Annotated in this window: 14 protein-coding genes; 1 reads left to right on the top strand and 13 read right to left on the bottom strand. The window is 47.9% G+C overall.

The genetic code is table 11. From position 1 onward, the window contains the following. Window positions 1-132 precede the first annotated feature (132 nt). The 11 genes from HNR77_RS18360 to leuC all read right to left on the bottom strand — a co-directional run bounded on the left by HNR77_RS18360 (window position 133) and on the right by leuC (window position 18,408). Window positions 133-1,983 (bottom strand): ABC transporter ATP-binding protein, encoded by a 1,851-nt coding sequence (locus tag HNR77_RS18360; protein ID WP_184187401.1) that lies wholly within the window; start codon window positions 1,981-1,983, stop codon window positions 133-135. Further along, complete coding sequence (locus HNR77_RS18355; RefSeq protein WP_184187399.1) at window positions 1,980-3,752, bottom strand: ABC transporter ATP-binding protein; 1,773 nt, start codon at window positions 3,750-3,752, stop codon at window positions 1,980-1,982. The genes HNR77_RS18360 and HNR77_RS18355 overlap by 4 nt, the downstream gene beginning before the upstream one ends. Window positions 3,753-4,158: 406 nt before the next feature. After that, window positions 4,159-7,833 (bottom strand): dynamin family protein, encoded by a 3,675-nt coding sequence (locus HNR77_RS18350; RefSeq protein ID WP_184187397.1) that lies wholly within the window; start codon window positions 7,831-7,833, stop codon window positions 4,159-4,161. Between the two features lie 391 nt (window positions 7,834-8,224). After that, complete coding sequence (locus HNR77_RS18345; protein ID WP_184187395.1) at window positions 8,225-8,497, bottom strand: NAD/NADP transhydrogenase alpha subunit; 273 nt, start codon at window positions 8,495-8,497, stop codon at window positions 8,225-8,227. 2 nt (window positions 8,498-8,499) lie between these two features. Beyond that, window positions 8,500-9,216, bottom strand: coding sequence for an endonuclease III (gene nth / locus HNR77_RS18340; RefSeq protein WP_111271348.1), 717 nt, complete (start codon window positions 9,214-9,216; stop codon window positions 8,500-8,502). A gap of 98 nt (window positions 9,217-9,314) precedes the next feature. Then, complete coding sequence (locus tag HNR77_RS18335; protein WP_184187393.1) at window positions 9,315-12,053, bottom strand: S-layer homology domain-containing protein; 2,739 nt, start codon at window positions 12,051-12,053, stop codon at window positions 9,315-9,317. 138 nt (window positions 12,054-12,191) lie between these two features. Beyond that, on the bottom strand, window positions 12,192-12,872 hold the full coding sequence (locus HNR77_RS18330) for a GerMN domain-containing protein (RefSeq protein ID WP_184187391.1): 681 nt from the start codon (window positions 12,870-12,872) through the stop codon (window positions 12,192-12,194). A 34-nt stretch (window positions 12,873-12,906) separates the two neighbouring features. Beyond that, on the bottom strand, window positions 12,907-14,316 hold the full coding sequence (locus tag HNR77_RS18325; RefSeq protein ID WP_184187388.1) for an N-acetylmuramoyl-L-alanine amidase family protein: 1,410 nt from the start codon (window positions 14,314-14,316) through the stop codon (window positions 12,907-12,909). Window positions 14,317-14,558: 242 nt separating this feature from the next. Then, window positions 14,559-15,980: an N-acetylmuramoyl-L-alanine amidase family protein gene (locus HNR77_RS18320; protein WP_184187385.1), complete on the bottom strand. Its 1,422-nt coding sequence runs from the start codon at window positions 15,978-15,980 to the stop codon at window positions 14,559-14,561. Between the two features lie 372 nt (window positions 15,981-16,352). Then, window positions 16,353-16,955 (bottom strand): 3-isopropylmalate dehydratase small subunit, encoded by a 603-nt coding sequence (leuD, locus tag HNR77_RS18315; protein WP_111271353.1) that lies wholly within the window; start codon window positions 16,953-16,955, stop codon window positions 16,353-16,355. Between the two features lie 31 nt (window positions 16,956-16,986). After that, window positions 16,987-18,408 (bottom strand): 3-isopropylmalate dehydratase large subunit, encoded by a 1,422-nt coding sequence (gene leuC / locus HNR77_RS18310; protein ID WP_145403630.1) that lies wholly within the window; start codon window positions 18,406-18,408, stop codon window positions 16,987-16,989. 495 nt (window positions 18,409-18,903) lie between these two features. On the opposite strand from leuC, the gene HNR77_RS18305 reads away from it, so the two are divergent. Next, on the top strand, window positions 18,904-19,836 hold the full coding sequence (locus HNR77_RS18305) for a LysR family transcriptional regulator (protein WP_111271355.1): 933 nt from the start codon (window positions 18,904-18,906) through the stop codon (window positions 19,834-19,836). 1,117 nt (window positions 19,837-20,953) lie between these two features. On the opposite strand, the gene HNR77_RS18300 is transcribed toward HNR77_RS18305, so the two are convergent. Further along, on the bottom strand, window positions 20,954-21,772 hold the full coding sequence (locus tag HNR77_RS18300) for a carbon-nitrogen family hydrolase (RefSeq protein ID WP_184187382.1): 819 nt from the start codon (window positions 21,770-21,772) through the stop codon (window positions 20,954-20,956). Between the two features lie 68 nt (window positions 21,773-21,840). Beyond that, on the bottom strand, window positions 21,841-23,466 hold the full coding sequence (locus HNR77_RS18295; RefSeq protein ID WP_184187379.1) for an AraC family transcriptional regulator: 1,626 nt from the start codon (window positions 23,464-23,466) through the stop codon (window positions 21,841-21,843). Window positions 23,467-23,579: the final 113 nt, after the last annotated feature.

The raw sequence follows: 23,579 nt of genomic DNA, 5'->3' as shown, positions 1-23,579 counted from the left end.
GCAAAAAAATACTTCAGCCCCGTGATCTCCTCCTTTCGTCAGGCAAACCTGTTTGAAAGGAAGAGAAATCCCGTCGACTGAAGTGTCTGTTCATACGAACTGTACTCAAGTGCTTGTTGATCTTCGGACTAATTATAAAAACCGGTACTGTGCTTCAATCAGACCGTTGTATACGCCCTGCTTCTGAATGAGCTGCTCATGATTCCCCTCTTCCTTGATCTCCCCGTGATCCAGCACAATAATGTTATCCGCATTGCGAATGGTAGAGAGTCGGTGAGCAACCATAAAGGATGTGCGTCCCTGGAGCAGCACCTTGAGTGCCTCCTGGATTTTCAGCTCGGTTTCTGTATCAATGCTGGCTGTGGCTTCATCCAGAATCAAAATTCGCGGATCAGCGAGCAACGCCCGGGCAAAAGACAACAATTGCCGTTGTCCCATGGACAGTACGTTACCACGTTCTTCAACCTCCGTGTCATACCCACCCGGCAGCTTCATAATAAATTCGTGAGCATTAACGGCTTTGGCGGCTTCCTCTACCTCTTCATTGGTCGCATCCAGCCGTCCAAAACGAATATTGTCGCGGATGGTTCCCGAGAAAATAAATGTATCCTGCAGCACAATGCTGATCTGACTGCGCAGGCTCTCAACCGTTACATCGCGAACGTCATGTCCGTCGATGGTCAGACGTCCACTCGTGATATCATAGAAGCGGCTAATCAGATTGATAATTGTACTTTTACCCGAGCCAGTGTGACCTACAAGGGCAATGGATTGCCCGGCCTTAGCCGAAAAGCTGATGCCTTTGAGCGCCTGTCTTCCTTTTTCATATTCGAACACCACATTGTCGAACACGATATCGCCTTTAATAGAAGGAAGCGGTCTTGCCCCTGGTTTATCTGCGATATGCGGCTTCTCATCCATGAATTCGAAGATACGCTCGGATGAAGCCATCGCCACCAGCAGCTGATTGTACATCTGTCCCAGACGGTTGATCGGGTCCCAGAAGTTGCCGACATAGTTGGCGAAGGCAACGAGCAGACCCACGGTTAACATTTCATTCTGAATGAGATGTGCACCATACCAGAACAGAATGAGCGTTCCGAAGCCGCCTGTGATTTCAATTAACGGACCGAATCCCTGGTTCATTGCAGATGCTTTGTCCCAGGACTTTTTGCTGGACATGTTCATATTGTCAAAGTATTTCATATTTTCTTTTTCCTGCGTATATGCCTGCGTTACCCGGATGCCTTGAATGGATTCATTCAAGTGAGAGTTAATTCTGGAGTTCTTCATCCGCACATCCTGCCACGCCCGGCGAATCATGACACGCAGTTTAGTGGATATTATGAACATGATCGGCACCGTAATAATTACAGCCAGCCCCAGCTTCCAGTTGATAAGCAACAGGATAACGATAATGCCCAGCAGCTGCACACAGTCGATCATGACATTGACCGCACCATTGGTAAACAGATCCTGCAAGGAGTTAATGTCATTCGTTACACGCACAAGCACTGAGCCTGCCGGCCTTTTGTCAAAAAAGTTGAAGGACAGCTTCTGAATATGCTTGAACAAGTCTGAACGAAGATCGTATATAACCCGCTGTCCAATTACATTTGTCAGCTTGATCCGGTACGTATTAGCCGCCCACTGAATGATATACAGCAGCAGGATTGAACCTGCAATCAGATACAGCATTGTTACACTAGGCACTCCGCTTTGCGGCGCAATTGCTTTGTCGATAGCCAGACTGATAAGAAACGGTACGGACAATTTCGTAATTGTTCCCAGAATCATCATCAGAATGACGAGCGGCAGCAGCTGCTTCGCATACGGTTTCATATAGGCGAACAATCGCCCGAATTCTTGCCAGTTAAACGGCTTCTCAATAACTTCATCATCCTGATAGACAAATCGTTCATTCATTTTCGGATTCGAGGTCCCTTTGACCTCACGCCTGTCTGTTATCGTCTCGGCACTCATGAGTTCACCTGCTCCCCAGCCTCCCGCTTGCCGCGGGCAATGTAGTCTGCATATTGAATGTTATACACATCCTGGTAAGGTCCAGGCACCTGAATAAGCTCTGTATGTTTACCACGCTGTACAACGCGTCCTTCATCAAGCACCAGAATCTCGTCGGCATGGCGCAGGGATGAAATCCGGTGTGCAATAATAAATGTTGTTCTGCCGCGCATAACCTCTTGAAAGCCCGACTGAATTTCGTGTTCGGTTTCCATATCCACCGCGCTGGTTGCATCATCGAGCACGAGAATTTTCGGATTTTTGAGCAAGGCCCGGGCAATGGCAATCCGCTGTTTCTGACCACCCGACAGCCCCATGCCTCGTTCGCCCACGACTGTATCGTACCCTTCGGGAAACTCCATAATAAAGTCATGCGCCTTCGCCAGCTTGGCAGCACGGATAATCTCATCCATCGTCACATTTTTCAGTCCGTAGGAGATGTTATTGCGAATGCTGGAAGAGAACAGGAACGTTTCCTGGAACACGGAAGCAATCTGACTCCGCAAGCTGCGAATGCCCATGTCCTTAATATTTCTTCCATCCAGCTTGATTGCGCCTGAATTGACGTTATACGCTCGCATCAGCAGCTGTATAATGGTCGATTTACCGGAGCCTGTTCCGCCAAGGAAACCGATTACAGAACCGGGTGGAGCATCAAAATTAATATCCGTTACAGCTGGCATTTTGTTTCCGTAGGCAAAGGTTACTGATTCAAAAGTCACATGACCTTTGACCTGATCTGATTCCACAATCACGGGGTCTTCTGTCTCTACAACGTCAACAGGGGTATTCAGCAGCTCAAGCACCCGCTCACCGGAAGCTTTGGACTGTGTATAGTTATTGATATGAAACCCGAGTCCCCACATCGGACCGATTATGTACCAGATCAGACTGAAGAAGGCAACAAGTTCACCCAGGGTCAGTGTCTGCTGAATAACCATCCTTCCACCAACTACGAGCAGAAGAACAACACTTACCGATGCCAGGATCTCCATGACGGGAAAATAACGGCTCCACAATGTAGCAGCATGGATCTGATTGGTTTTGTACCGTTCATTCCGTGTAGAGAACTTCTCCACTTCATAAGGCTCGCGTGCAAAGGATTTAACGGTTCTTACACCTGTAATATTCTCTTGTACCGCTGTAGTCAGCGAGCTTAGAGCAAGTCTCATCTCCTGAAATGCAGGGTGAATTTTGGATTCGAATCGAAGCGCAACGAAGGCAAGCAGAGGAATGCAGACAAGGGTCAGCAGCGTTAGCTTCCAGCTCATCGTCATCATCATAATTGCGCCGAACACGACCATTAGAACCATGTTGAGAATCTGGGCGAAACCAAATCCGATAAAGTTACGGATGGCCTCCAAATCTCCCGTGAGGCGGGACATCAGATCACCTGTTTTGGCCGTATCATAATAACGGAAGGATAGAAATTGAAGCTTTTCATAACATGCATTACGCAGGCGGTAGGCCAGATAGTTACCCAGACGCCCACCAAAGAAACCGTGTAAAAATTGCATTCCCGCTTTCAAAATAACGACACCTAACACAGTCAGGGCAAGTATGGGAACGTCTTCAAAATTTCGTGGAACAATGACATCATCAATCAAAATCCGCAGCAGGTTCGGGTATACCAATCCAAGTGCGGTCGCTAAGGCGAGGAACAAGATTGATACCAGTAAATACGTTCGCTTCTCCCAAAAAAAGGTTTGCAGTTGCCTAAGAACATCCATGTTTCTCCTCCTCTGATGTTGCATTAAATGATATGAACATTTATGAAGTTTATCACCGTCCCCCATTCGCGGCAAAGCGAATAATAGACCATATTCAGGCTGCTTTCAGCTTATTATCGCATTAACGGAGACCAATACCCGACTTTCAATCAAATGTTTGAATATTCTCTATATTTCAGGTTGGTCATACCAAAAAAAGGCTCCCTGTATGCCTTTACAGCGGGAGCCTTTTTGAACGTGTTTTTGCAACATTTTCAAAGTATTTTGGAAGAAATCATTTATTTTACAAACGTTTCCATAATCACGGCTGTGTTGGCTGAACAATCCTTGTCACGGGACAAGGTATCACTTGCTCGCATTTACACATTATTAAAACAAAGCGATGTGATCAAAGCTCCACGGCCTCTTATTCCTGCATCTGTTCCAGCTGTGCGGACAAAGCCGCCCACTGCTCTGCCGGAATTCCACTTTCGAGCGTATCCTGCAGTCCGCTAATCGCTTCATCCAAGCGCTCGGTGAGCTGACGCGCTTGATGCTGCACCGACTGGCAGACCTGTGTATCGTAAAATTGAATCAGCTTTTGTTCCGAGGCAGGCAGCGCTTCAATAATCATCTGTTTGAGCACAGGATCAAGCGCCTCCTGAAGGCGCTGGCGTCCATCCCCTTCAAAGAACTGCTTCGGATTACGGAAGTAACTCCAGTAGTTTTTCCAACCGGACGGTTCCTCCAGCCGGATTTCCTCCAACACCGGTGTGCTCCATTTCTCATCCAAGGTTAAGGATAAATCAATGCCGCTGGTCAGGTGCTTCACCTCATCTATGCATTCGGTTACTTGTTTGGCAACCCATGCATGCCCAGTCTGCTCCAGCCTGAGAGTCGTCGCAAGCAATTCCTGCTCAAGCTCGATACCGATCATACGCAGCAGCTCCCGACCGCATGCCGCAAAAGCCGTTTTCAGATTGCCCTGATCCTCCCGCAGCACCGAGGGATGGAATGCTTCTGCCATAAACTGACCCAGCCGGAACGCAAGACGTTGTCTGACATGGAAGAGCAATTCATTCGTTTCCTGTGTCAGCTCATCCTTCATCGCCCGCTGTGCCAAGCGCTGGATCCGCTCACGTGATTGCCCGGAGATCGTCTCCAGTTTATTCCGCCGCTCACGAAGTTTCTCTTCTCCTTGAGCTGCATCTTCCGCACGTTTGTTCAAACGCTGGATGACACGTGCCAGCTCCTCGGAAGCTCCACCTACTGCAAGGTCGGCCAGCTCCTTGCCCGCAAACCGGTTAAACTCCTCCTCAAAACGAATGAAACCGGATTGCTGCAGCAGATCGCCATTGCCATCCATCTTGCCTTCCATCGCCATAATGCTGGATACCGGGAACAAACGAGGGGAACGAATGCCGTTGCTGCGCAGCTCTGTACCTACGTGCTCCAGCACCTGTTCCAGCTCTTCCTCCGAAGAGGACAGGTCGCTTGCATTGACAACAAAAAACATCTGATCCATCGCTGAGCTGTCCTTGACCCGTCCTAACTGATTCAGGAACTGCCGATCTCCTTGAGAGAAGGCATGGTTATAATACGTTACGAAAATGAGCGCATCGGCATTTTTCATATAATTAAACGTTACGCCGGTGTGGCGTGCATTCACTGAATCTGCCCCGGGTGTATCCACCAGCACAATGCCCTGTTCGGTTACATCACAGCTGTAGTATAGATCGATGGAATCAACAAAACAGGATTTTTTCTCGTTCGCTACAAAATTGCGATATCCGTTCAGATCAACCAGCACATCCTGGCCCAGCTGATCCTGCGTCTCCTGCCACCCCGCAGCAGCGGCTTGCAAAAAGCTGTAATGCGGGCGACCAGCCGGATGCACATCCTGCGGTGTCAAGGCTTTCACGCGCTTCTGCCATTCTGCGCCAGGCTCGCCAAGCCCCAGCAGGCGGAAGGAATACGCCAGGTCCTCCTGGAAGGCGTCCCGGGTCTTCATGCGGACCCGGGCTGTTCCATGCTGCGCGCCGCCGGCCGGAGCCATGATGCGGTTGATCGCCGCTGTCGTTGGATGCGGCGATACGGGTAAGACGGCTTCGCCCAGCAAAGCGTTGGCGAAGGAGGATTTGCCCGCGCTGAACGCACCGAACAGCGCGAGAGTGAACGTGCCGCCCGCAAGCGAAGCTGCGCGTGCACGCAAATCCCGTACCGCCGACCCCATGGCGGGGTACGGCTCCACCAGCGCAGCAGCGGCTTCCAGCCGTGCCGCTGCTGCGTCCAGGCGCCGGCGGCGTTCCGCGCCAGCCGCCGCCGGTGCGCCCTGCGCCGCTGCTGCGCGCGGCGGCGCAGGGGCGTGCGTCTGTGGCTGCGCAGCCACAGACGTGAACGTGCCCGCCTGCGGACCGGGAGCTTCGCCCGGTCCAGGCGCGGGCACGTGCGGGCCCTTCACCTCCGGCAACAGCCCGGAGGTGAGGGGGCCCGCAGGAGGCAGCAGGCTACGCAGCCCTGCTGCCTCTTCGGCGGCGGCGCGCTGGAGCGCCGTGTAGCGCGCCGCCGCCGCGGATTGCGCCAGCAGCGCTGCGCGGTTGGCGTCCAGCGCCTGGAGCGCGGCTTCGCCCTGCGCAGCCAGCGCTTTCAGGATGCGGTCGGCCAGCGCCATGGCCGACTTGCGATACCGGGCCTCGATCTCGCCCCGGACATCCTTGCTGAATTGCATCACATACTCAGGCGACAGCTCTGCACTCGCACTTCGTTTCAGTTCAAGCAATTCCTCATCGATTGCAGGCAGCTCTGAATTCAGTGCCTGCTCCCACTCCGCGCCCCAGATTTGATGGGCTTCACCCAGCTGTCTGAGCATCGTGCGCACATGAACCTCCACTTGGCTAGTGGTTTGATCCTGCAGCAGTCTTACCAATTCCGAAGCCCGGCGCTGCTTCTCCTGCTCCGTCTTGCCGCCGGAGAACAGCAAGCCTACCCGGAAACCGGGCTTGCGGCTTTCCAGATAACTTCCTGCGGAAGTACGAATGTCTGCCGGAGTAAGATTGGCATTAGCCAGCAGCGAATCAAGCTCTGCTCTGAATTTTTCGCGTATCCGCGAAGGTTTGGCGTGAAGCTCGGCAGCTTGTTCGTCCAGAAGCGCCAGCTCCCGTGACAAACGTTCGATGCCTTCTTGACCGCCAATCTCCTCCAGCAGTGCATTTTCCTCATCTTCTCGTTTTCCCGCCTCACGCATCAGATGCTGCTCCGTAATATGACGAGCCGAACTAGCCAGACTGTGTGAGATCAGCTCTTCCTTGCTCTTCATCATCTGGGTAATAAGTTCGGGAAGCTGCTTCCACTGATTATATCGATGCTGCTGATCTCGCAATGAGGTAAACAGCAGACCATCATAACGCACTTCCCATGCTTCAAAAATTGCTTCTACGCCTTGCACATATTGTTCAAACGAGAGCTCACGCTCCCGGTGCTTATCAATCTGGTTTACGATCAGGAACAGCGGCTTGCCCCAGTCGGACAAACTTTTCGCAAAAGAAAGATTGGTCTCCGACTGAACGTGATTGTAGTCCATAACATAGAACACAACATCTGCCAGATGCAGTGCTGAATGTGTGGCCAGGCTGTGCCCGCGATCGGTTGAATCTACGCCCGGCGTATCCAGTAACACGGCGTCGTCCTGCAAAAGCGGGATATCATCCCATACTTCAATAGAGCTGTATGCCCCGCCATTTTTACAATACGCCTCGAGCTCTTCGGGTGAAACCTCAAGCGTGCCTTTATCTTTATTGTCAGCGCTTACGCTCGGAGATGTATAAATAAGTGCTCTCGGCTTGCCATTGCGGATGGCAACCACATTTGCACTGGTTGGCACAGGGCTGGAGGGCAGCACCCTTTTACCGCACAAGCTGTTAATCAGACTCGATTTGCCTGCCGAGAAATGTCCGCAGAACGCAATCGTCAAATGTTTTGTTTCCGCCTTGCTGATTAAATCCGTTATTGCCTCTACAGCGGTTTGGTCCCCTGTCTTCTCCATTGCTTCACGCAACGGGTTCAAAGGTGTGGCCATTTCTGCTGGAAAATCTGTTCTGGACATGACTGGCCTTCCTCCTGGCTCCTCTAATTTGACATCCATATCGACGTCAATCTCTGTTATATCTTATTTAGTTTAACATTATCATGTTTGAATTTGAACGTTTTCACTTGAATCTGCATGTAGATGAATTCCAGATCAATATCATTGCATTACGAGATCATTTCTGCCTGCAATCTGTCTTAATACAATGTATGTACTGATTGTGGTATGCATAAAAAAATAAAACCGATCATGTCGGTTTTAAAATTTTGTACTATAATTTCCGCATAACACGGAACGTTCATCATCAAAAAACTGACCGCATGACATGCCATCCGCATCTGCATACTCAATAGAACGGTCGTGTCACGGCAGCCAGGTTCTTGATCATAGGTTTTAGACTAAACAAAACTTAGGATACTGCGTTCTCCATTACAGGCAGCAAAATTTCGAAAACCTGACCATGCTGCAAAATCGTAATGTTTCTGCCTTTGTCTCTCATCACAACCACTTCTGGTTTCGTGGACATACGCTCCAGGTAATGTTCAGGCACATCACCAGAGTGACTTACAGTGATGCCTTCAACTTCTTTTTCTTCATTCTCAGCCATATCCTGTTCAACGATCTGTTCAAAAATATCGGAGAAGGCTTCAAAGTTGTCAGTGTACACGGAAATGCATTTCATCATTATTCATCCTTTTCTGCTGTTGAATTTAACTTTCGTTTTCGGGGAGTTGCACGTTCCTTATCTTTCCTGATCTGGGACGTTTTCATACGTTTTTTCCCTTCACGGCATATGTCCAGTAACGGACAGATATGACACTGGGGAGATTGAGCCTTGCAATGGTAGCGTCCAAAAAATATAAACCGGTGATGAGTTATAGTCCATTCATCCCGAGGTACGCGCTTCATCAGTTTCTTCTCGACTTCAAGTACGGAGTCATCCCAACCCGCTAACCCAAGTCTCTTCGACACACGTTCGACATGGGTATCTACAGCGATCGCCGGTACTCCAAACGCGTTTGATACAACGACATTTGCGGTTTTGCGCCCTACTCCTGGCAAAGTGACAAGCTGATCATGCTCCTGCGGTACGTCACCGCCATACTGCTCTATTAAAATTCGGCACATGTTCTGGATATGCTTGGCCTTGTTTCGGTACAGCCCGATTCGACGAATATCCTGCTCCAGCTCTTCAAGAGGAACCGCCAAATAATCTGCCGGACTTTGGTACTTTTGAAACAAATCCGCAGTGACCTTATTCACCGTTTCATCTGTACACTGCGCAGACAAAAGCACCGCAACCGTTAGCTCAAATGCATTGCTGTGATTTAATTCGCAATGTGCATCAGGAAACATGGCTTCCATTGTTTCGAGTATATGTCTTACCGTCGCTGCATTCATGAAGAGCTACCTCCCAAAAAGCTTGCAAAAAAAACGTCCTGATGCGGGAAAGATCCCGTATCAAGACGGTCATTCTTTTGATCCTCGAAAAGAAACGATTACTGTTTTTGAATCTCAAACACAACATTGTTCAAGAGATACAATACAATATTATCATTATCTCTGAGAGATTGCACGCTTAAAGTGTTGTCACCCTGGTGAACAAATACGCTTGAACCCAGTGCAAAACGATAATTGGTGTCCGTTGTCGTTTCACGTTTAACCAAAATCTGGTTTCCTACTCCATCATAAGACCAGAACTGTTTGCTCATAACAGTAAGCACCCGGAAACGTGTGGAGTTATCTGTATCTTTGGTCATTTCCACACGGTCACCCACCGTCAGGTTACTTAAAGAGGTTAAAGTCGAGCCGGATTTCACAACTTTCACCGCGCCCGAGATTGCCACTTTTTCTGTCGAACCATTGAACTGTTTCAAGGTTACGGAAGAAGCATCCACCGCTGTCACTTCAGCAAGTGTACGTTTGACGACCTGAACCGCTTTTGGTGTTGTTCCTTCAAAGGTTACATTAATCAGGCTGCCTGTAACCAGCTGTGCAGGAGTAATCGTTTGTCCATTTTCATCCGTCAACACCGCTTGGTCCACGTAGAACTGACTCGTAAGCAAATCAGCCTTCACTCGAACTCGACCATTCGTTTCCACACCTGCAACTTCAAATTGAGCCACCGATTTGAGCGCAATCTTCTGTACCACATCCTGATTCGATCCAAGAGTAACGGTAACATTGTCACCAATCTTCAGATCAGACAAGCTCGCACTGGATTTATTATACATTTCAACCGTTGGAGCTGTTGTATATGGCACAGTCACCGTTTGACCGCTGGATAACAAGCTGATTTTTCGATTTGTAGTATCAATACTTGTGATCGTTCCCTCGTACTTGTAAATGACCTTTACAGACAATGCACGAGTTCCTACATAAGTCAGATCCAGCTTGCGGCCATCATTCAGCAGGGATTCCAGTCCTGCCAATGTCGGTTTGGCTGCGTTATAGTCCATTTTTGTCTTTTCATCAAGCGTAAACACATACGGTTTCTTATTGGCATCGAGTACCGTCAGCACTTTTGTTTTGCTATTGTAGGAGACAACCGTAGCTCCATTCAAAGGCTCCATCTGACGTCCAATGACCTGAATGCGTGTCACCTGATCATCACTGTTTAACGTAAGCTCAACCTTGTCGCCATTCGTTGCATCTGTAATCAGATCATTCAGCGTTGCATCCTGAATGCCGTTAATGATCACTTCCGGCTTTTCAATCAGAAGCTTGGCTTCAAGGGAGCCGCCATCGCGCTTGAATGTCACCGTAGACTGATTGCCACCGATCTCAACAAGCGTTCCACGAACGGATTGCTCAACCCCTTGAGCAAGCTCGATCGTTTGCAGCACACTGTCTTTTACCGTATATTTCACTGCGCTTCCTGCCTTCAGATCAGACAGAGACAGAATACGATTTTGATAACGGATAATCAGATTATCATTATATGTGTACTGTTCTGTTGCTCCTGCTGCATTGACCAGTTTGATCGTTTTGCCAGAAGTCTGTACTTCCGCAATCACACCGTTATCGCTTTTGTTTACGATGCCGGATTTCACCCGGATCACCACTGTTTTTTTGTCAGCGGAGAATGTCTCGCGCTGCACTTCAATAATGCTGTCCGCCGTAATGTCAGACAATTTAATGGCATTGCCATTTTGGTCGATAAATGCTGTGTTCTCGTCGTAACTGTAGGTTTCATAATTTTCGCCTACGAACAAGCCGATTTTATTACCTGACAGTGAACGCGCAAATGTACCTTCAATGCTCTCCACTTGAGGATTGGCATCAATAACCTCAACGTAAGAGGCACTACCTGCTGAGCCTACAACCAGCACTTTGGTGTACAGCTTCACATCGGATGCTGCTGCTCGTGTTTCACTATCCTTGGTAAAATAAGGGGTGCTGCTGTTCACTGCATAGTTAACGGCCTTGCCATCAACCACGAGCGTGATCTGCCCGTCTTTTAATCCGGTCACATAACCCGTTGCTGTGTTCGGATACTTCGTATCCGTTAACGATTCCCCGCGGCTGAAAAACGTCGCGAGCTGCGCACGAGTTACAGAACCTGTGGGATCAAACTTATTGCCTTCGAGACCTTTGGCCAGATCCAGACTAACAGCCAGATTTACATACCCTTTGGCACTGTCGGCAATGCTTGCATTGTCCACAAAACCCGTAGATTGATTATTTTGAGCTTTTGCTTCGGCATCCTTGTTAAGCGAGCGAATCAACAATTTAGTGATCCATTCACGTGTTGCCGGTTTTTGCCCCCAAGTTGTTTTGGACACATCTGCCGTTGCTTCTTCCGTTTTATCTACGAGTCCCAGTTGAAGTGCGAGTGCAACATAAGGCTTGAAGTAGTTGTCCACTTCCATGTTTGTCGGTAATGCCGCAGCCGTGCTTGTGTTCAATTGGGATTCCATATTCATGAAACGGACAGCCATCGTTATCGCTTCCTGCTGCGTTACCGCGTCCCCTGGACGGAACAGACCGTTATTACCGAGAAGAATGCCTTGGTACGCCAGTTTATATACATGTTTCTCAGCCCAAAATCCGGCCTTGATGTCACTGAACAAACCCGTCGGTGCAGCCGTGCTGTTCGCTGCCGCACTTTGACCCTGCCCTGTCTGTGTAGAGTCTGCGGCCATGGCAGCTCCTCCCGAGCTCAGGGCCATCATGCCTGCAAGCACGACAGATGCTACTTTTTTAGAATGTGATGAATGGTTATATTTAAAAGTCACCTATGATTCCCCTCTCTCATATAAAACGATCTGATTCCGTGTCCACGGTACGGTAAAACATTAGAAGCATGACCCAGGACGTGTCTTGAAACCTACTGAAGTGCATCTTTTACCGCCTTCAGAGTTTTCAGACACGCCCTAGTTGGATTTTGTCATTGGATGCTCCAGATCCACATGCCCCATTAAGCTTTCAGATGATTTGCCGTCAACCAGCAGATCAAGTGATTTCACTTCATCGAACTGGAAAAATGTTTGTTTCAGTGCATCCAGCGCAAATACCTCGCCACCTGCACCAAGACGTGCTGTATCTGGCATATGAATATCCAGTGTCAGTGCTCCATCCTTGAACTGAACGGATTTCAGTTCAATATCTTTAGACCAGAGTGGAACAAGCTTATCGTCTTTGCTTTGCTGTAAGGAAGCAAAAGCCTCTTTGTATTTCTCATCATCCGACGCAAATGCAATTTCAGCTGATGCCTTGTGCAGCTCAAGCTCCTCCGGATCAGTATAGAACACTTCAATGGACTTCTGCTGCTTGCTGTCCGATACTGAAGGCTTGTCCGTAGAAGTTTCACCTCCAGAGCTGGTTCCCTCCGAGCTGCCATTTGCCGATGTGGATGGTGTTGTATTTTCCTCGGAATCCGCCGTTGCAGGATCAGTAATGACCTGACCATCTACCTCTGTTACGCCGGTTCCTGTTTGTGTCTCTGATCCCGTACCTTGTGTCTGGCTCGGAGCAGCTGTCGGTTTACTGCCACATCCAGCAGCTACAGCCATTACAGTTACCAGCAAAGCTGCGATCCATATTTTTTTGTTCATTCTAACTCCGCCTCCTCAGCATAAGGGTTGTCCCTTATTGAATTCCCAGATACTCCTTGATCCCAGCAACAATACCTTTTGCTACATTGTTCTGGAAATTTTCCGTAAACAGTACAGCCTCATCACTCTTGTTGCTGAGGAATCCGCCCTCCAGTAAAACTGCCGGCATGGTTGTTTCACGGGTTACATGGAGGCTGGCCATCTTCACACCCCGGTCTTTCAAACCCGAAGTCTGCACGAGATACTTATGCATAATGTTAGCCAGTTCCTTACTCACCGAACGGGAATAATAAGTTTCTACTCCCGATGCCGCAACTGGGCCGCTGTTCGCATGAATCGATATAAAAATATCTGCATTTATTTTTTGTGCAACCTTCACACGTTCTGCCAATGCAAGAAATGTATCATCACTGCGAGTTAATACCACATCAATTTTTGGTTCTTTTTTCAGAAGGGCCTCGACTTTTAATGCCATGGCAAGGTTGAAATCCTTCTCTCTTTTGCCCGTAACACCAATAGCTCCCGGGTCCTGATCTCCATGCCCGGCGTCAATGACGACAACCTTCTTGCCATTGTTGCCAACTGGCGTTGTAGGTGTACCATTCTGATTATTCAGATCAATCATGATCAATCCAGCATCGTTCTGCACACTGTAGCCTTTAGAGCCTGTCAGATCAATGACAAAACGAATCGTTGAAGGGCTATTGCTGAATAAGGAATAACGAATTTGCGACACATCAGGATAACCGTTTACGACGAGCTGACCATTTTGATTGCTGTCCAGTGCCTGACCTTGGCTGAAAGAATCAGCAAATGCCGTATTAGGCAGATCAATAACGATGCGATCTGGTCCTGTCATCGTGAAGACGTTCGGCTTCGTACTTCCACTTGTTGCAATCATTAAGCGGTTGTCGCTGAAGCTGATGCCGTTCACCAGTACAAGACCTTCCTGATCCGATCCTCCACCATCATTGCCGGAGCTTGGAGGAGTAGTTGTTCCGTTTCCGGAACCTGAATTCTGGGTAACTAATGTTACCGTCTTTGTGGTGTTGTTCCAACCCACCTTGAGACCCATTTGTTCTCCAATAAACCGGAGAGGCACTAATGTCGTACCGTTTTTCACGAGGGGCGGGGCATCCAGGTCTACGTTACTGCCGTTCACCGTTGCCTTCTTTTGTCCAACAATCATCTGCATGGCAGTGTTGTCTTTGCTAATCGTCACCGTTTGCGACTGCTGCTTCCAATCCACGGAATATCCCAGACTTTCAGATACAACACGAATTGGCACCATCACTTTGCTGTTGATGTTCTCCGCTTTCGCACCCGAAGGCTGCACGATCTCGGTCCCGTCTAGGATAATTTTCGTGTCTGCTGCTGCATGACTATAGCCCGGGAAAACGAACCCGAAGACAAATAACAGTACCAAAAAACCGAACTTCTTCATCCTTCACCCCTACCAATCTCATATTTTTTTGCCGCATGTTGCAGGCTTGCAACTTCCACTGAGCACGCGGGCATTACCAGACACCTATTAGACGCCTTGCAATCTCAAAAGTTGCGAATTTATTCCAACATAACAGAAAAAAAACGTTGACAGATCAAGCTTTTTTTACATTTTAATGTCTGATTTTTTCCTTTTTTATCAAATGTGCATCTTGAAACAACGCGTTGGTCGAATCTGCATGTTTACGAAATTCGATTGGTTACACTCAAATATTCTACAATTCCATCTACGATAGCCTGAGCACATTGATTCTGATATGCCTCTGACAGCATTAATGCTTCGTCAGCCGGATTACTCAAAAAGCCCAGCTCAAGCAAAACTGCCGGCATGGTTGTTTCTCTGGTTACATGCAGACTTGCTACTTTTACGCCACGGTCCTTGAGCCCTGTAACAGGCAATACGTGTTTGTGAAGTGTTTCAGCAAGACTTTTGCTCGCCTCGCGTGTATACAGCGTCTCAATCCCGTTCGGAACAGGCGTCGTAAATTTATTGCCATGAATAGATACAAACAGATCCGCCTGATTCAGCTTTGCTATATCGACACGCTGCTGCAGCGAAAGCTCGGTATCATCCTGACGTGTAATTACCGTCTGAATGTTGGGGTTTTGCTCCAGAAGTGCCTTCACTTTAAGTCCGACAGCCAGATTAAAATCTTTCTCATATGCTCCTGTTACGCTGACCGCCCCGGACTGGCGTCCCCCATGTCCCGGGTCAATGACTACAACGGCTTTACCACTTTTCTCCGGCAAGGCCGGTTCGCTGTTCGTGGTCCCATTGCCAGCCGTAACATCAACAAGCAGCACGTTATTCTCTCCAAGCGACCAATTTGCGGTAGCATTCTGACTTAGATCCAGAACGATGCGCACCGTTGAAGGAGAACTGCTGAACATGGCAAACCTTACTTTGGAAACCAGCGCAGAATCGGGGATATTCATCTGCCCGCTTCCATCAGGGCTCGAGGCCTGTCCCTGCACAAATGTTTGTGAGAAGGTTGTATTTGGCAGGTCTACAATAATCCGTTCCGGCCCGCTAATACTTGATACTTTAGGACTAATGCTTCCACTTGTCGCTACAATCAGACGATCACCGCTGAAACTTATACTTTGCAGCTCACTTGACCCAACCGGAGCAGGCGTGTCTACCGGGTCACGATCACTCTCTGTCTCCACAACAGGAGGAATGCTGAATAAGCTAACCGTTTTAGTTCCATTGTCCCATCCGACCTGAAGACCCATGCCCTCACCAACAAAACGAAGTGGAACAAGGGTTGTCCCCTGTTTAATCAGCGGAGGTGCATCCAGATTAACTACGTTCCCATTAACCGTTGCAGCGTCTTTGCCCGCCGTCATTTCAATGAAGCTGCTGCCTTTCTGAACGTGCACTGTCTGCGTTGCCTTCTCCCACTTGACGTCGTAACCTAGATTTTCAGACACAATCCGGATCGGGACCATCACGGTTTTACCGATGTTCTCTGCTGGAGCCCCTGCCTTCTGGTCAATAGCTATCCCATCCAGCATGATTGAAGGCACACGATCCGCATGAGCCATCATTGGGAAAAGACAAAGGAACAGGACAAATACGACTGCTGCCGACCATTTCTTCATACGTCATCCACCATTCTTGTTAAGTTATGAACGTTCCAGTTGCATCTTGGGATGAATCTTCTAAAGCGATATGTACCCTTCCATAATCTACTATTCAGTCTATCAGATATTGTCTGTTGATCCGGTTACAACGTTGTCATATTTAGTCGGAAAAAGGATGCATTTTATTGACGTCACGGAAGAAATAGTGCACAACTTGAATCATAAAATAGATACACAAAAAACCTCTAAGCAAGCCCTGGAAACAGCAAGTTTCCAGTTCGCTTAGAGGCCTATTGCCCGGCATAAAGATACAGATCAATTGAATCAAACTTAAGTCAAGTTGATCAAAGTTCAGATCAAATCGGTCAAAATCTCAATAATGCCATTCGTTTAGCCAAACAGTTTGGCAGCGTGACGTTGTTCATAAGCTGTAATTTCATCATCATGCTGAAGTGTCAGACCGATATCATCCAGTCCTTGCAGCAGGAACTGGCGGCGGTGCTCATCCAGATCAAAATCAATATGCAGTCCATGTGCATCTGTAATCGTTTTGTTTTCCAGATTAACATTCAGCTCATAGTTCTCATGGTTGGCTGTACGCTGGAACAAGTCCTCTACTTGCTCTTCAGAGAGCTTGATTGGCAGGATGCCGTTTTTAAAACAGTTGTTATAGAAGATATCCGCAAAAGACGGTGCAATCACACAACGGAATCCATAGTCCATAATCGCCCATGGTGCATGCTCACGTGAGGAGCCGCAGCCAAAGTTGGCACGAGAAATCAAAACGGATGCTCCCTGATAACGAGGTTTGTTCATCTCGAAGGACGGGTTGTTATTCCCCTCTTCATCAAAACGCCATTCATAGAACAAAAATTGTCCAAATCCGGTCCGTTCAATCCGTTTCAAAAATTGTTTTGGAATAATTGCGTCTGTATCTACATTGACCCGGTCTACCGGTGCAACGATGCCTTGCAGTGTTTTAAATGCTTCCATATGTTCCGTTCTCCCTTCTGACGATTATCAATTAGATTACTGCTTCAGTTTTGAAATTCCAGTCACGTACGTCTACAAAATGTCCTTTAATCGCTGCCGCTGCCGCCATTGCTGGTGAAACCAGATGCGTACGTCCGCCGCGACCTTGACGTCCTTCAAAGTTACGGTTGGAAGTCGATGCACAGCGTTGTCCTGGCTGCAATACGTCCGGATTCATCGCGAGGCACATACTGCATCCTGCATCACGCCATTCAAAACCGGCTTCCGTGAAGATTTTGTCCAGACCTTCTTTTTCTGCCTGAATCTTAACACGTCCTGAACCAGGCACGACAATAGCCGTTACGTTGCTGGAAACCGTGTGTCCTTTCGCAACCTTCGCTGCTGCGCGCAGGTCCTCAATCCGACCGTTTGTGCACGAACCGATAAATACATAATCAACCGGAATTTCAGAGATCGGTGTTCCAGGAGTCAGACCCATATATTCAAGCGCTTTTTCAGCTGCTTTACGTTCATTTTCAGTCGGCAGTTCTGCCGGTACAGGTACTTTGGAAGAAATATCTGTACCCATGCCCGGGCTAGTGCCCCAAGTAACTTGCGGGATCAGAGATTCAACATCGATTTCAACGACGCGGTCAAACTCGGCACCCTCATCTGTTACAAGCTCTTTCCAAGCCGCAACTGCTTCGTCAAACTTCTCACCTGCCGGTACATATTCACGACCGCGCAGATATTCAAACGTTGTTTCGTCCGGTGCAATCATACCTGCTCTTGCTCCGCCCTCGATGGACATGTTGCATACGGTCATGCGTTCTTCCATGCTCAGCTCACGGATCGACTCACCTGTGTACTCGATAACATAACCTGTTGCAAAGTCAGTGCCATACTTGGCAATAACCGCGAGGATCATGTCTTTTGCCGTTACACCCGGGTTGCGTTTGCCGACAAAACGAACTTCCATCGTTTTTGCTTTCGCCTGCTGCAAACATTGAGTTGCCATAACGTGCTCTACTTCACTTGTTCCGATACCAAATGCAAGTGCGCCAAATGCACCATGTGTGGATGTGTGGCTGTCGCCGCATACAATCGTTTTACCCGGATGAGTCAGGCCCAGCTCAGGTCCCATAACGTGTACAACACCTTGGTCGATCGTATCCAGATCGTACAGCTTCACACCGAAGTCGCGGCAGTTCTGCGACAGTGTGTCGATCTGCTGTTTGGAGATTGGATCAGTAATGTTGAAACGGTCCTTCGTTGGCACGTTGTGATCCATTGTTGCAAATGTCAGCTCTGGACGGCGAACTTTGCGGCCGCTCAGGCGAAGACCTTCAAATGCTTGTGGCGATGTTACTTCATGCACCAGATGCAGGTCGATATACAGAATGCTCGGTTTTCCTTCTTCCTGATGAATCACATGATTTTCCCAGATTTTCTCAAACATCGTTTTTTTACTCATCATTTTCACCTCATCATAAGTTCGGTCCTTGGAAGAGCCTCTTGCATTTGCGTGTAAAAGTGAAGCTCTTGAATGACATTAATATATCACCCTGTCCTTCATTGTTCCAAGATATAATATCTATAGATGTTATAGGTTAAACCTATAATGAGGAAAACAACAATAAACCGCTGTTTATTATAGCAGTTTCAATTGATAACAATTATCATTATCATATAAAGCTTATACTACGTTGATGTTCTGCTTCTGTCAATGCTGTGGGCGATTTTTTATTTTTGCCGGGCCATAACGTACTCGGTTTTTGTTATCGCCATTAACAAATGCGGGCCCAATCCATAACAAATGCGGCTGTTCTAGTGATAACGAGTTTTTGCTCTGTAGTGATAACGAATTTTGGCGTTTTAGTCATGACGAATTTTCGGCCTTTTAGTCATAACGAAATTTTAGCTTTTTAATGATATAATAGCGACATCAATGAAAGGAATGACATCAATTATGGAATTCAGACAACTTCAATATACATTGCAGATTGCTGCCGAACGCAACTTTTCACGAGCGGCAGAGAAATTACATATTGCCCAGCCTTCCTTGAGCCAGCAGCTGTCCAAGCTGGAGAAGGAGCTAGGCGTTCTGCTGTTTCAGCGCAATACCAGTACGGTTGAGTTGACTCATGCGGGAGTTACCTTTGTAGAGCAGGCTCAGAAAATTGTGGATGCTGTGGAGCTGCTGCGCCAGGAAATGTCGGATATTTCGCAGCTTCGCAAAGGAAAGGTTGTCGTTGGCAGCATGCCGATCACCGGCTCCCATCTGCTTCCGCATGTGCTTCCTGCTTTTCAGCTGGCGTATCCTGATATAGAAGTCACTTTGCTGGAGGACTCTGGTCTTGCACTCGAAAAGTTGACGGCCAGCGGCAAAGCGGACCTCAGTCTGCTCTCCTTGCCTTTGCAGGAGCCGAGCTTGTCTTATGTTACGATTGGTGAAGAACGCATTGATCTGGCAGTACCGCCGAATCATCGCCTGGCACATCGAGGAGACCCGGATCATCCACAGCCTGTGCGAATCGATGAGCTGCGGGAAGAGCCCTTTGTTGTATTAAAAAAAGGACAGGGCTTTCGCAAACTTACCTTTGACCTGTGCGAACAGGCTGGCTTTGATCCACAGGTGGTGTTTGAGAGCACCAATATTGAAACACTGCAATCGCTGGTCGCAACGGGCATGGGTATCACTCTGGTTCCCCGCTTTATCGCCCGTGCTCCGCGCAGTGAATTCGTGCCGGTGTATGTGCCCCTTGCCGAGCCGACGCCGAGCCGTACTCTAGTTGTCGCTTATCGACAGGGACGCGTGCTGTCCAAAGCAGCAGAAGCCTTTATTCAAACTTTTCAGCAAACGGTCGCAGCGCTATCCAAATCCGATAACTTGTCAGGTTAACGTGCTGGCTGTACAGGTCGGTTACAGTCTACGGTTAGCCTGCTCGCTACAGGAAAAAACCAAATTCGCGTATAGAAGGTCATGTACCGTTAACCATGTGTCGGTAGTCATGTGTCAGTGGTCATGTGTTGGAAGTCACGTGTTGGAGCACAAGCTGATGTAAAATGGATGTGGAAAGGCGAGATATGCTCGTACTGAAACTTGCACGCATACAGTAGATAATCAGCATACATTTTGCGTGCATTCAGCATGCATTTTGGGCGCTTTCAGCATGCACTTAGTATAAATTCAGCGTGCATTTTAAGCGTGCATTTTAGGTGCATTCAGCATGCATTTTGCGTGCAATTTCCAGCGAAACTGCTCCAGAGCCTGATCCCGAGCGCTAACGATTCCCACAGACCTTATTTACGCATTTTACATCACTTTTAATTTCTAACGATTCGATAGAACGTTATTTCAACTGAACAGGGCAAAACTCCCCCAATTCATGTCTAAAACCTGGAAATAACGTCTCTGTGAATCGTTAGAATTACAAATCGGTGGTTTAACGTTAAATAGCATCCTGAGGATTCGTTAGAATTCATGCGCTCACGTGAAATGTTTACTGTGCAAAGCTATCCAGAGATAGTCAGCCATAGGCGTTGATCGTCGGGCATAAGTGGGAATAGTCAGGCATACGTCGACATAGGCGGTGATAACCGCCAAATTCTCACCTGAACAATACTCAACCCAGCCAGACTGCCCAGCATTGCACGATACCCGTGCCCGTTCTTCCGCCCTACCTTTCAATTTCCAGCCTTTTTCCGTTGCTTCCCCTTCTTTTTCGTTCTCCCCCCCTACCTTTTCGTTGCTTACCTTTCTTTTCTGTTGTCCACCCTACTTTACCTTTATTCAACTACTTTTTCCTTTGCTCGTCTATCTCTACCTATACCTTTCCTCTCCTTCACTTCATTTCATTTTATTTTATTTTACTTTATTTTATTTTATTTTATTTTACTTCACTTTTCACTTCACTCTACTTTACCTTACCTTACCTTACCTTACCTTCCTTACCTTCCTTACCTTCCTTACCTTTACTCCTTGCGCTCCACTGTTTCCTCCACCCCAGCTTTTCCGACTATTTCCCGCCAAAATATATACTTGGTCTACGGTCCTCAAACACGGGAATGCGTCCACGGACTTCATCAACCAAAGCAGGGCGAATCACACCTGTTACGATCTCTTCCCCTTCACCGCCTTCAGCTACAATCTCACCCCACGGATCGATGATCAGGGAGTGACCAAAAAATTCAGTGTCTCCCCCTTTGCCCACACGATTACATGCAATGACATACATCTGGTTCTCAATTGCTCTCGCCGTCAGTAGTGTGCGCCAGTGATGCAGACGGGGATTCGGCCATTCGGCTGGCACAATTAAAGCACGAGCACCGCTTAGAGCCAGCGTCCGGGCTAATTCGGGAAAACGTATATCGTAACAGATCGATGCCCCTGCGGTCAGACCGCTGCCCAGCTCGAACATTTCAGGCTGAGCGCCTGGTTCCAAATATTTTTCCTCATCCATCAACCGGAACAGATGAAGTTTATCGTAACGTGATACTTCTTCCCCTGCTTCATTATAGACATACATCGTATTGTATATTTGACCGTCACGCTTTTCGGCAATGGAGCCACCCACAATCGAAAGCCCATGCTTCTTGGCAAAAGCAGACAGCCATGCTCTTGACGTTTGTCCCTCCGGGTCAGCCAGCTCATGAATTTGCGTCAAAGCATATCCTGTGTTCCACATCTCGGGAAGCACGGCCAGCTTCAAATCCGGATATTGTTCTACTGCACGTTCCAGCAGCAGCTGCATATGAGCATGGTTTGCTTCCGGGTCCCCCAGCTTAATATTCCCCTGGATCAATGCTACCCGTAATTCCCCTTGTTGTTCAGTCATCCCCTAACACTCCTCCAAAACGTAATACTTGATATCATAGCCTGATCCCGAGAAACTCCGCAACTGTATTACTGCAAATGGTTATCTAACAAATCAGGTAATTTTTCCAGCAGCTGCTCACATGTCTCTGCATCACCTGAATTCCAGACCAGCTCCTCTAATGGATAAACACGTCCTTGTTCTACAGCCGTAAGATTTCTCCACTCTGGACTTTGCAGCAACCTCTCTGTGGCATGTCGTGCAGCAGGCTCCTGAGGTAACATGAGGAAAAGGTAATCTCCCACATGTTCGTGGACCTCATCAGCTGAAATTTCTTTATATGCTCTACCTGCCGCAAGAGCTTCCTGCACTTTGTGAACCGGCCTGAAGCCAAGCGGATGATACAATAGTGGCGCAAGTCCGATGTTCCCCATCACAAACAGTCGTGCTCCGCGATGGTATGTCAGTACAGAAGCTGTTTCGCCGAGTGGGATTGCTTTGCTAATCTTCTCCCACATTCCCACGAGTTGTTTCTCATACGAACTTAACCATCGTTTAGCCTTGTTCTGTCTGCCAAACCAGCTCCCTGCTCTGGTCAAACGTTCATCAAGAGACGCATGGGAATTATAAGCCAGTGTAGGTGCAATGCGTGACAATTGCTCGTACTGCTCCTCATCTTCGCTATCCATAATAATCAGGTCTGGCTTTAAACGGCTAGCCGTCTCGACATTCATATGAGCCACTGGATCATACGCCTGTTCCCCAAGTAAGGGGATACCTAATACTCGCAAATCTCCGGCAGTATGACCAAAAAAGAGAACTCTCTCTGGATTTGCAGGAATATGTACGTCATGTCCCAGCCAATCCTTTACCATCGTCTGCTGTTGGATTGACCTGTCATAATGCCTGGGGGATAATCCGGTGATCTGGCGAAAACGTCTGCTAAAATAATACTCATCTTTAAATCCTACACGGCCCGCAATATCACGTAAAGGTGCATCAGTCTTGCGCAGCCATTCCTTCGCATGCTGAATACGAACATGATTGATATAGTCAAGCGGTTTGTGTGCGGTTCGCTCTCTGAACATTGTCGTGTACAAGGCTGGCCGAATACCAGCCATACTTGCAAGCTTTTGTACAGAGATTTCATCGGCATAATGTTCATCGATATACTGAATGGTGCTGGCTAATCTGGATTCCAAATTTTGCTCTGACCCCGTTGACGTGTAACGGGTGATGATCCGTTCCATCCATCGCTGAAACAGTGTGTTCAAATGACTGTATTCCGCATCATTTTTATAACTTCGCGACGCATAGATTTCTTTTATTTCGCCGTGCAAAGGAACAGCTGCTCTATCATTTAATCGGGTTCGATTCTGGAATAAAGGCCGTGTGTACTGCTCCGGATTACCTGAACCTGCTTGAAACACATCATATGTCATCACCGTATATTTCAGATGCTTCGAACTTCTGTGTTCAAGCTGGTATGCTTCTTCTGGAGAAATCGGGTAGATATGCCCTGTACTAAAAGGCCAATGTTCCGTCCCGATGTACAAGTGACCTTCCCCTTCTTCACAGATTAAAAATGTATGTTTACCACACTGCACCTCAAGCATGATATGATCTCGCGGTTCTATTCGTTGCTCCAGATGGTCCAGCCGAAACATAAATGCAGCAAAAAATAACATGTCGTGATTCACATCCGAAGTTTTCATAGTATTTCATCTCCTGATGGTATTGAGAAAGATTATCACTCTGGATTTCTATGCATTCATTATAGTTGAGCGCTGATCTCTTATCTAGGCTATTTTGTTTTAAGAAAAGATTC

Source organism: Paenibacillus sp. JGP012 (assembly GCF_014203995.1).
Classification (GTDB): Bacteria; Bacillota; Bacilli; order Paenibacillales; family Paenibacillaceae; genus Paenibacillus; species Paenibacillus silvae.
The sequence above is the reverse complement of the archived record's forward strand: the minus strand, read 5'-3'. Positions and strand labels throughout refer to the sequence as shown.

Bases quoted from the DNA above. Each gene is read 5' to 3' on its own strand.
- HNR77_RS18300 (WP_184187382.1), bottom strand. From the start codon at position 21,772: ATGACTGAACAACAAGGGGAATTACGGGTAGCATTGATCCAGGGGAAT.
- nth (WP_111271348.1), bottom strand. From the start codon at position 9,216: ATGAATGCAGCGACGGTAAGACATATACTCGAAACAATGGAAGCCATG.
- leuD (WP_111271353.1), bottom strand. From the start codon at position 16,955: ATGGAAGCATTTAAAACACTGCAAGGCATCGTTGCACCGGTAGACCGG.
- HNR77_RS18350 (WP_184187397.1), bottom strand. From the start codon at position 7,833: ATGTCCAGAACAGATTTTCCAGCAGAAATGGCCACACCTTTGAACCCG.
- HNR77_RS18345 (WP_184187395.1), bottom strand. From the start codon at position 8,497: ATGAAATGCATTTCCGTGTACACTGACAACTTTGAAGCCTTCTCCGAT.
- HNR77_RS18330 (WP_184187391.1), bottom strand. From the start codon at position 12,872: ATGAACAAAAAAATATGGATCGCAGCTTTGCTGGTAACTGTAATGGCT.
- HNR77_RS18355 (WP_184187399.1), bottom strand. From the start codon at position 3,752: ATGGATGTTCTTAGGCAACTGCAAACCTTTTTTTGGGAGAAGCGAACG.
- HNR77_RS18360 (WP_184187401.1), bottom strand. From the start codon at position 1,983: ATGAGTGCCGAGACGATAACAGACAGGCGTGAGGTCAAAGGGACCTCG.
- HNR77_RS18320 (WP_184187385.1), bottom strand. From the start codon at position 15,980: ATGAAGAAATGGTCGGCAGCAGTCGTATTTGTCCTGTTCCTTTGTCTT.
- HNR77_RS18305 (WP_111271355.1), top strand. From the start codon at position 18,904: ATGGAATTCAGACAACTTCAATATACATTGCAGATTGCTGCCGAACGC.
- leuC (WP_145403630.1), bottom strand. From the start codon at position 18,408: ATGAGTAAAAAAACGATGTTTGAGAAAATCTGGGAAAATCATGTGATT.
- HNR77_RS18325 (WP_184187388.1), bottom strand. From the start codon at position 14,316: ATGAAGAAGTTCGGTTTTTTGGTACTGTTATTTGTCTTCGGGTTCGTT.
- HNR77_RS18295 (WP_184187379.1), bottom strand. From the start codon at position 23,466: ATGAAAACTTCGGATGTGAATCACGACATGTTATTTTTTGCTGCATTT.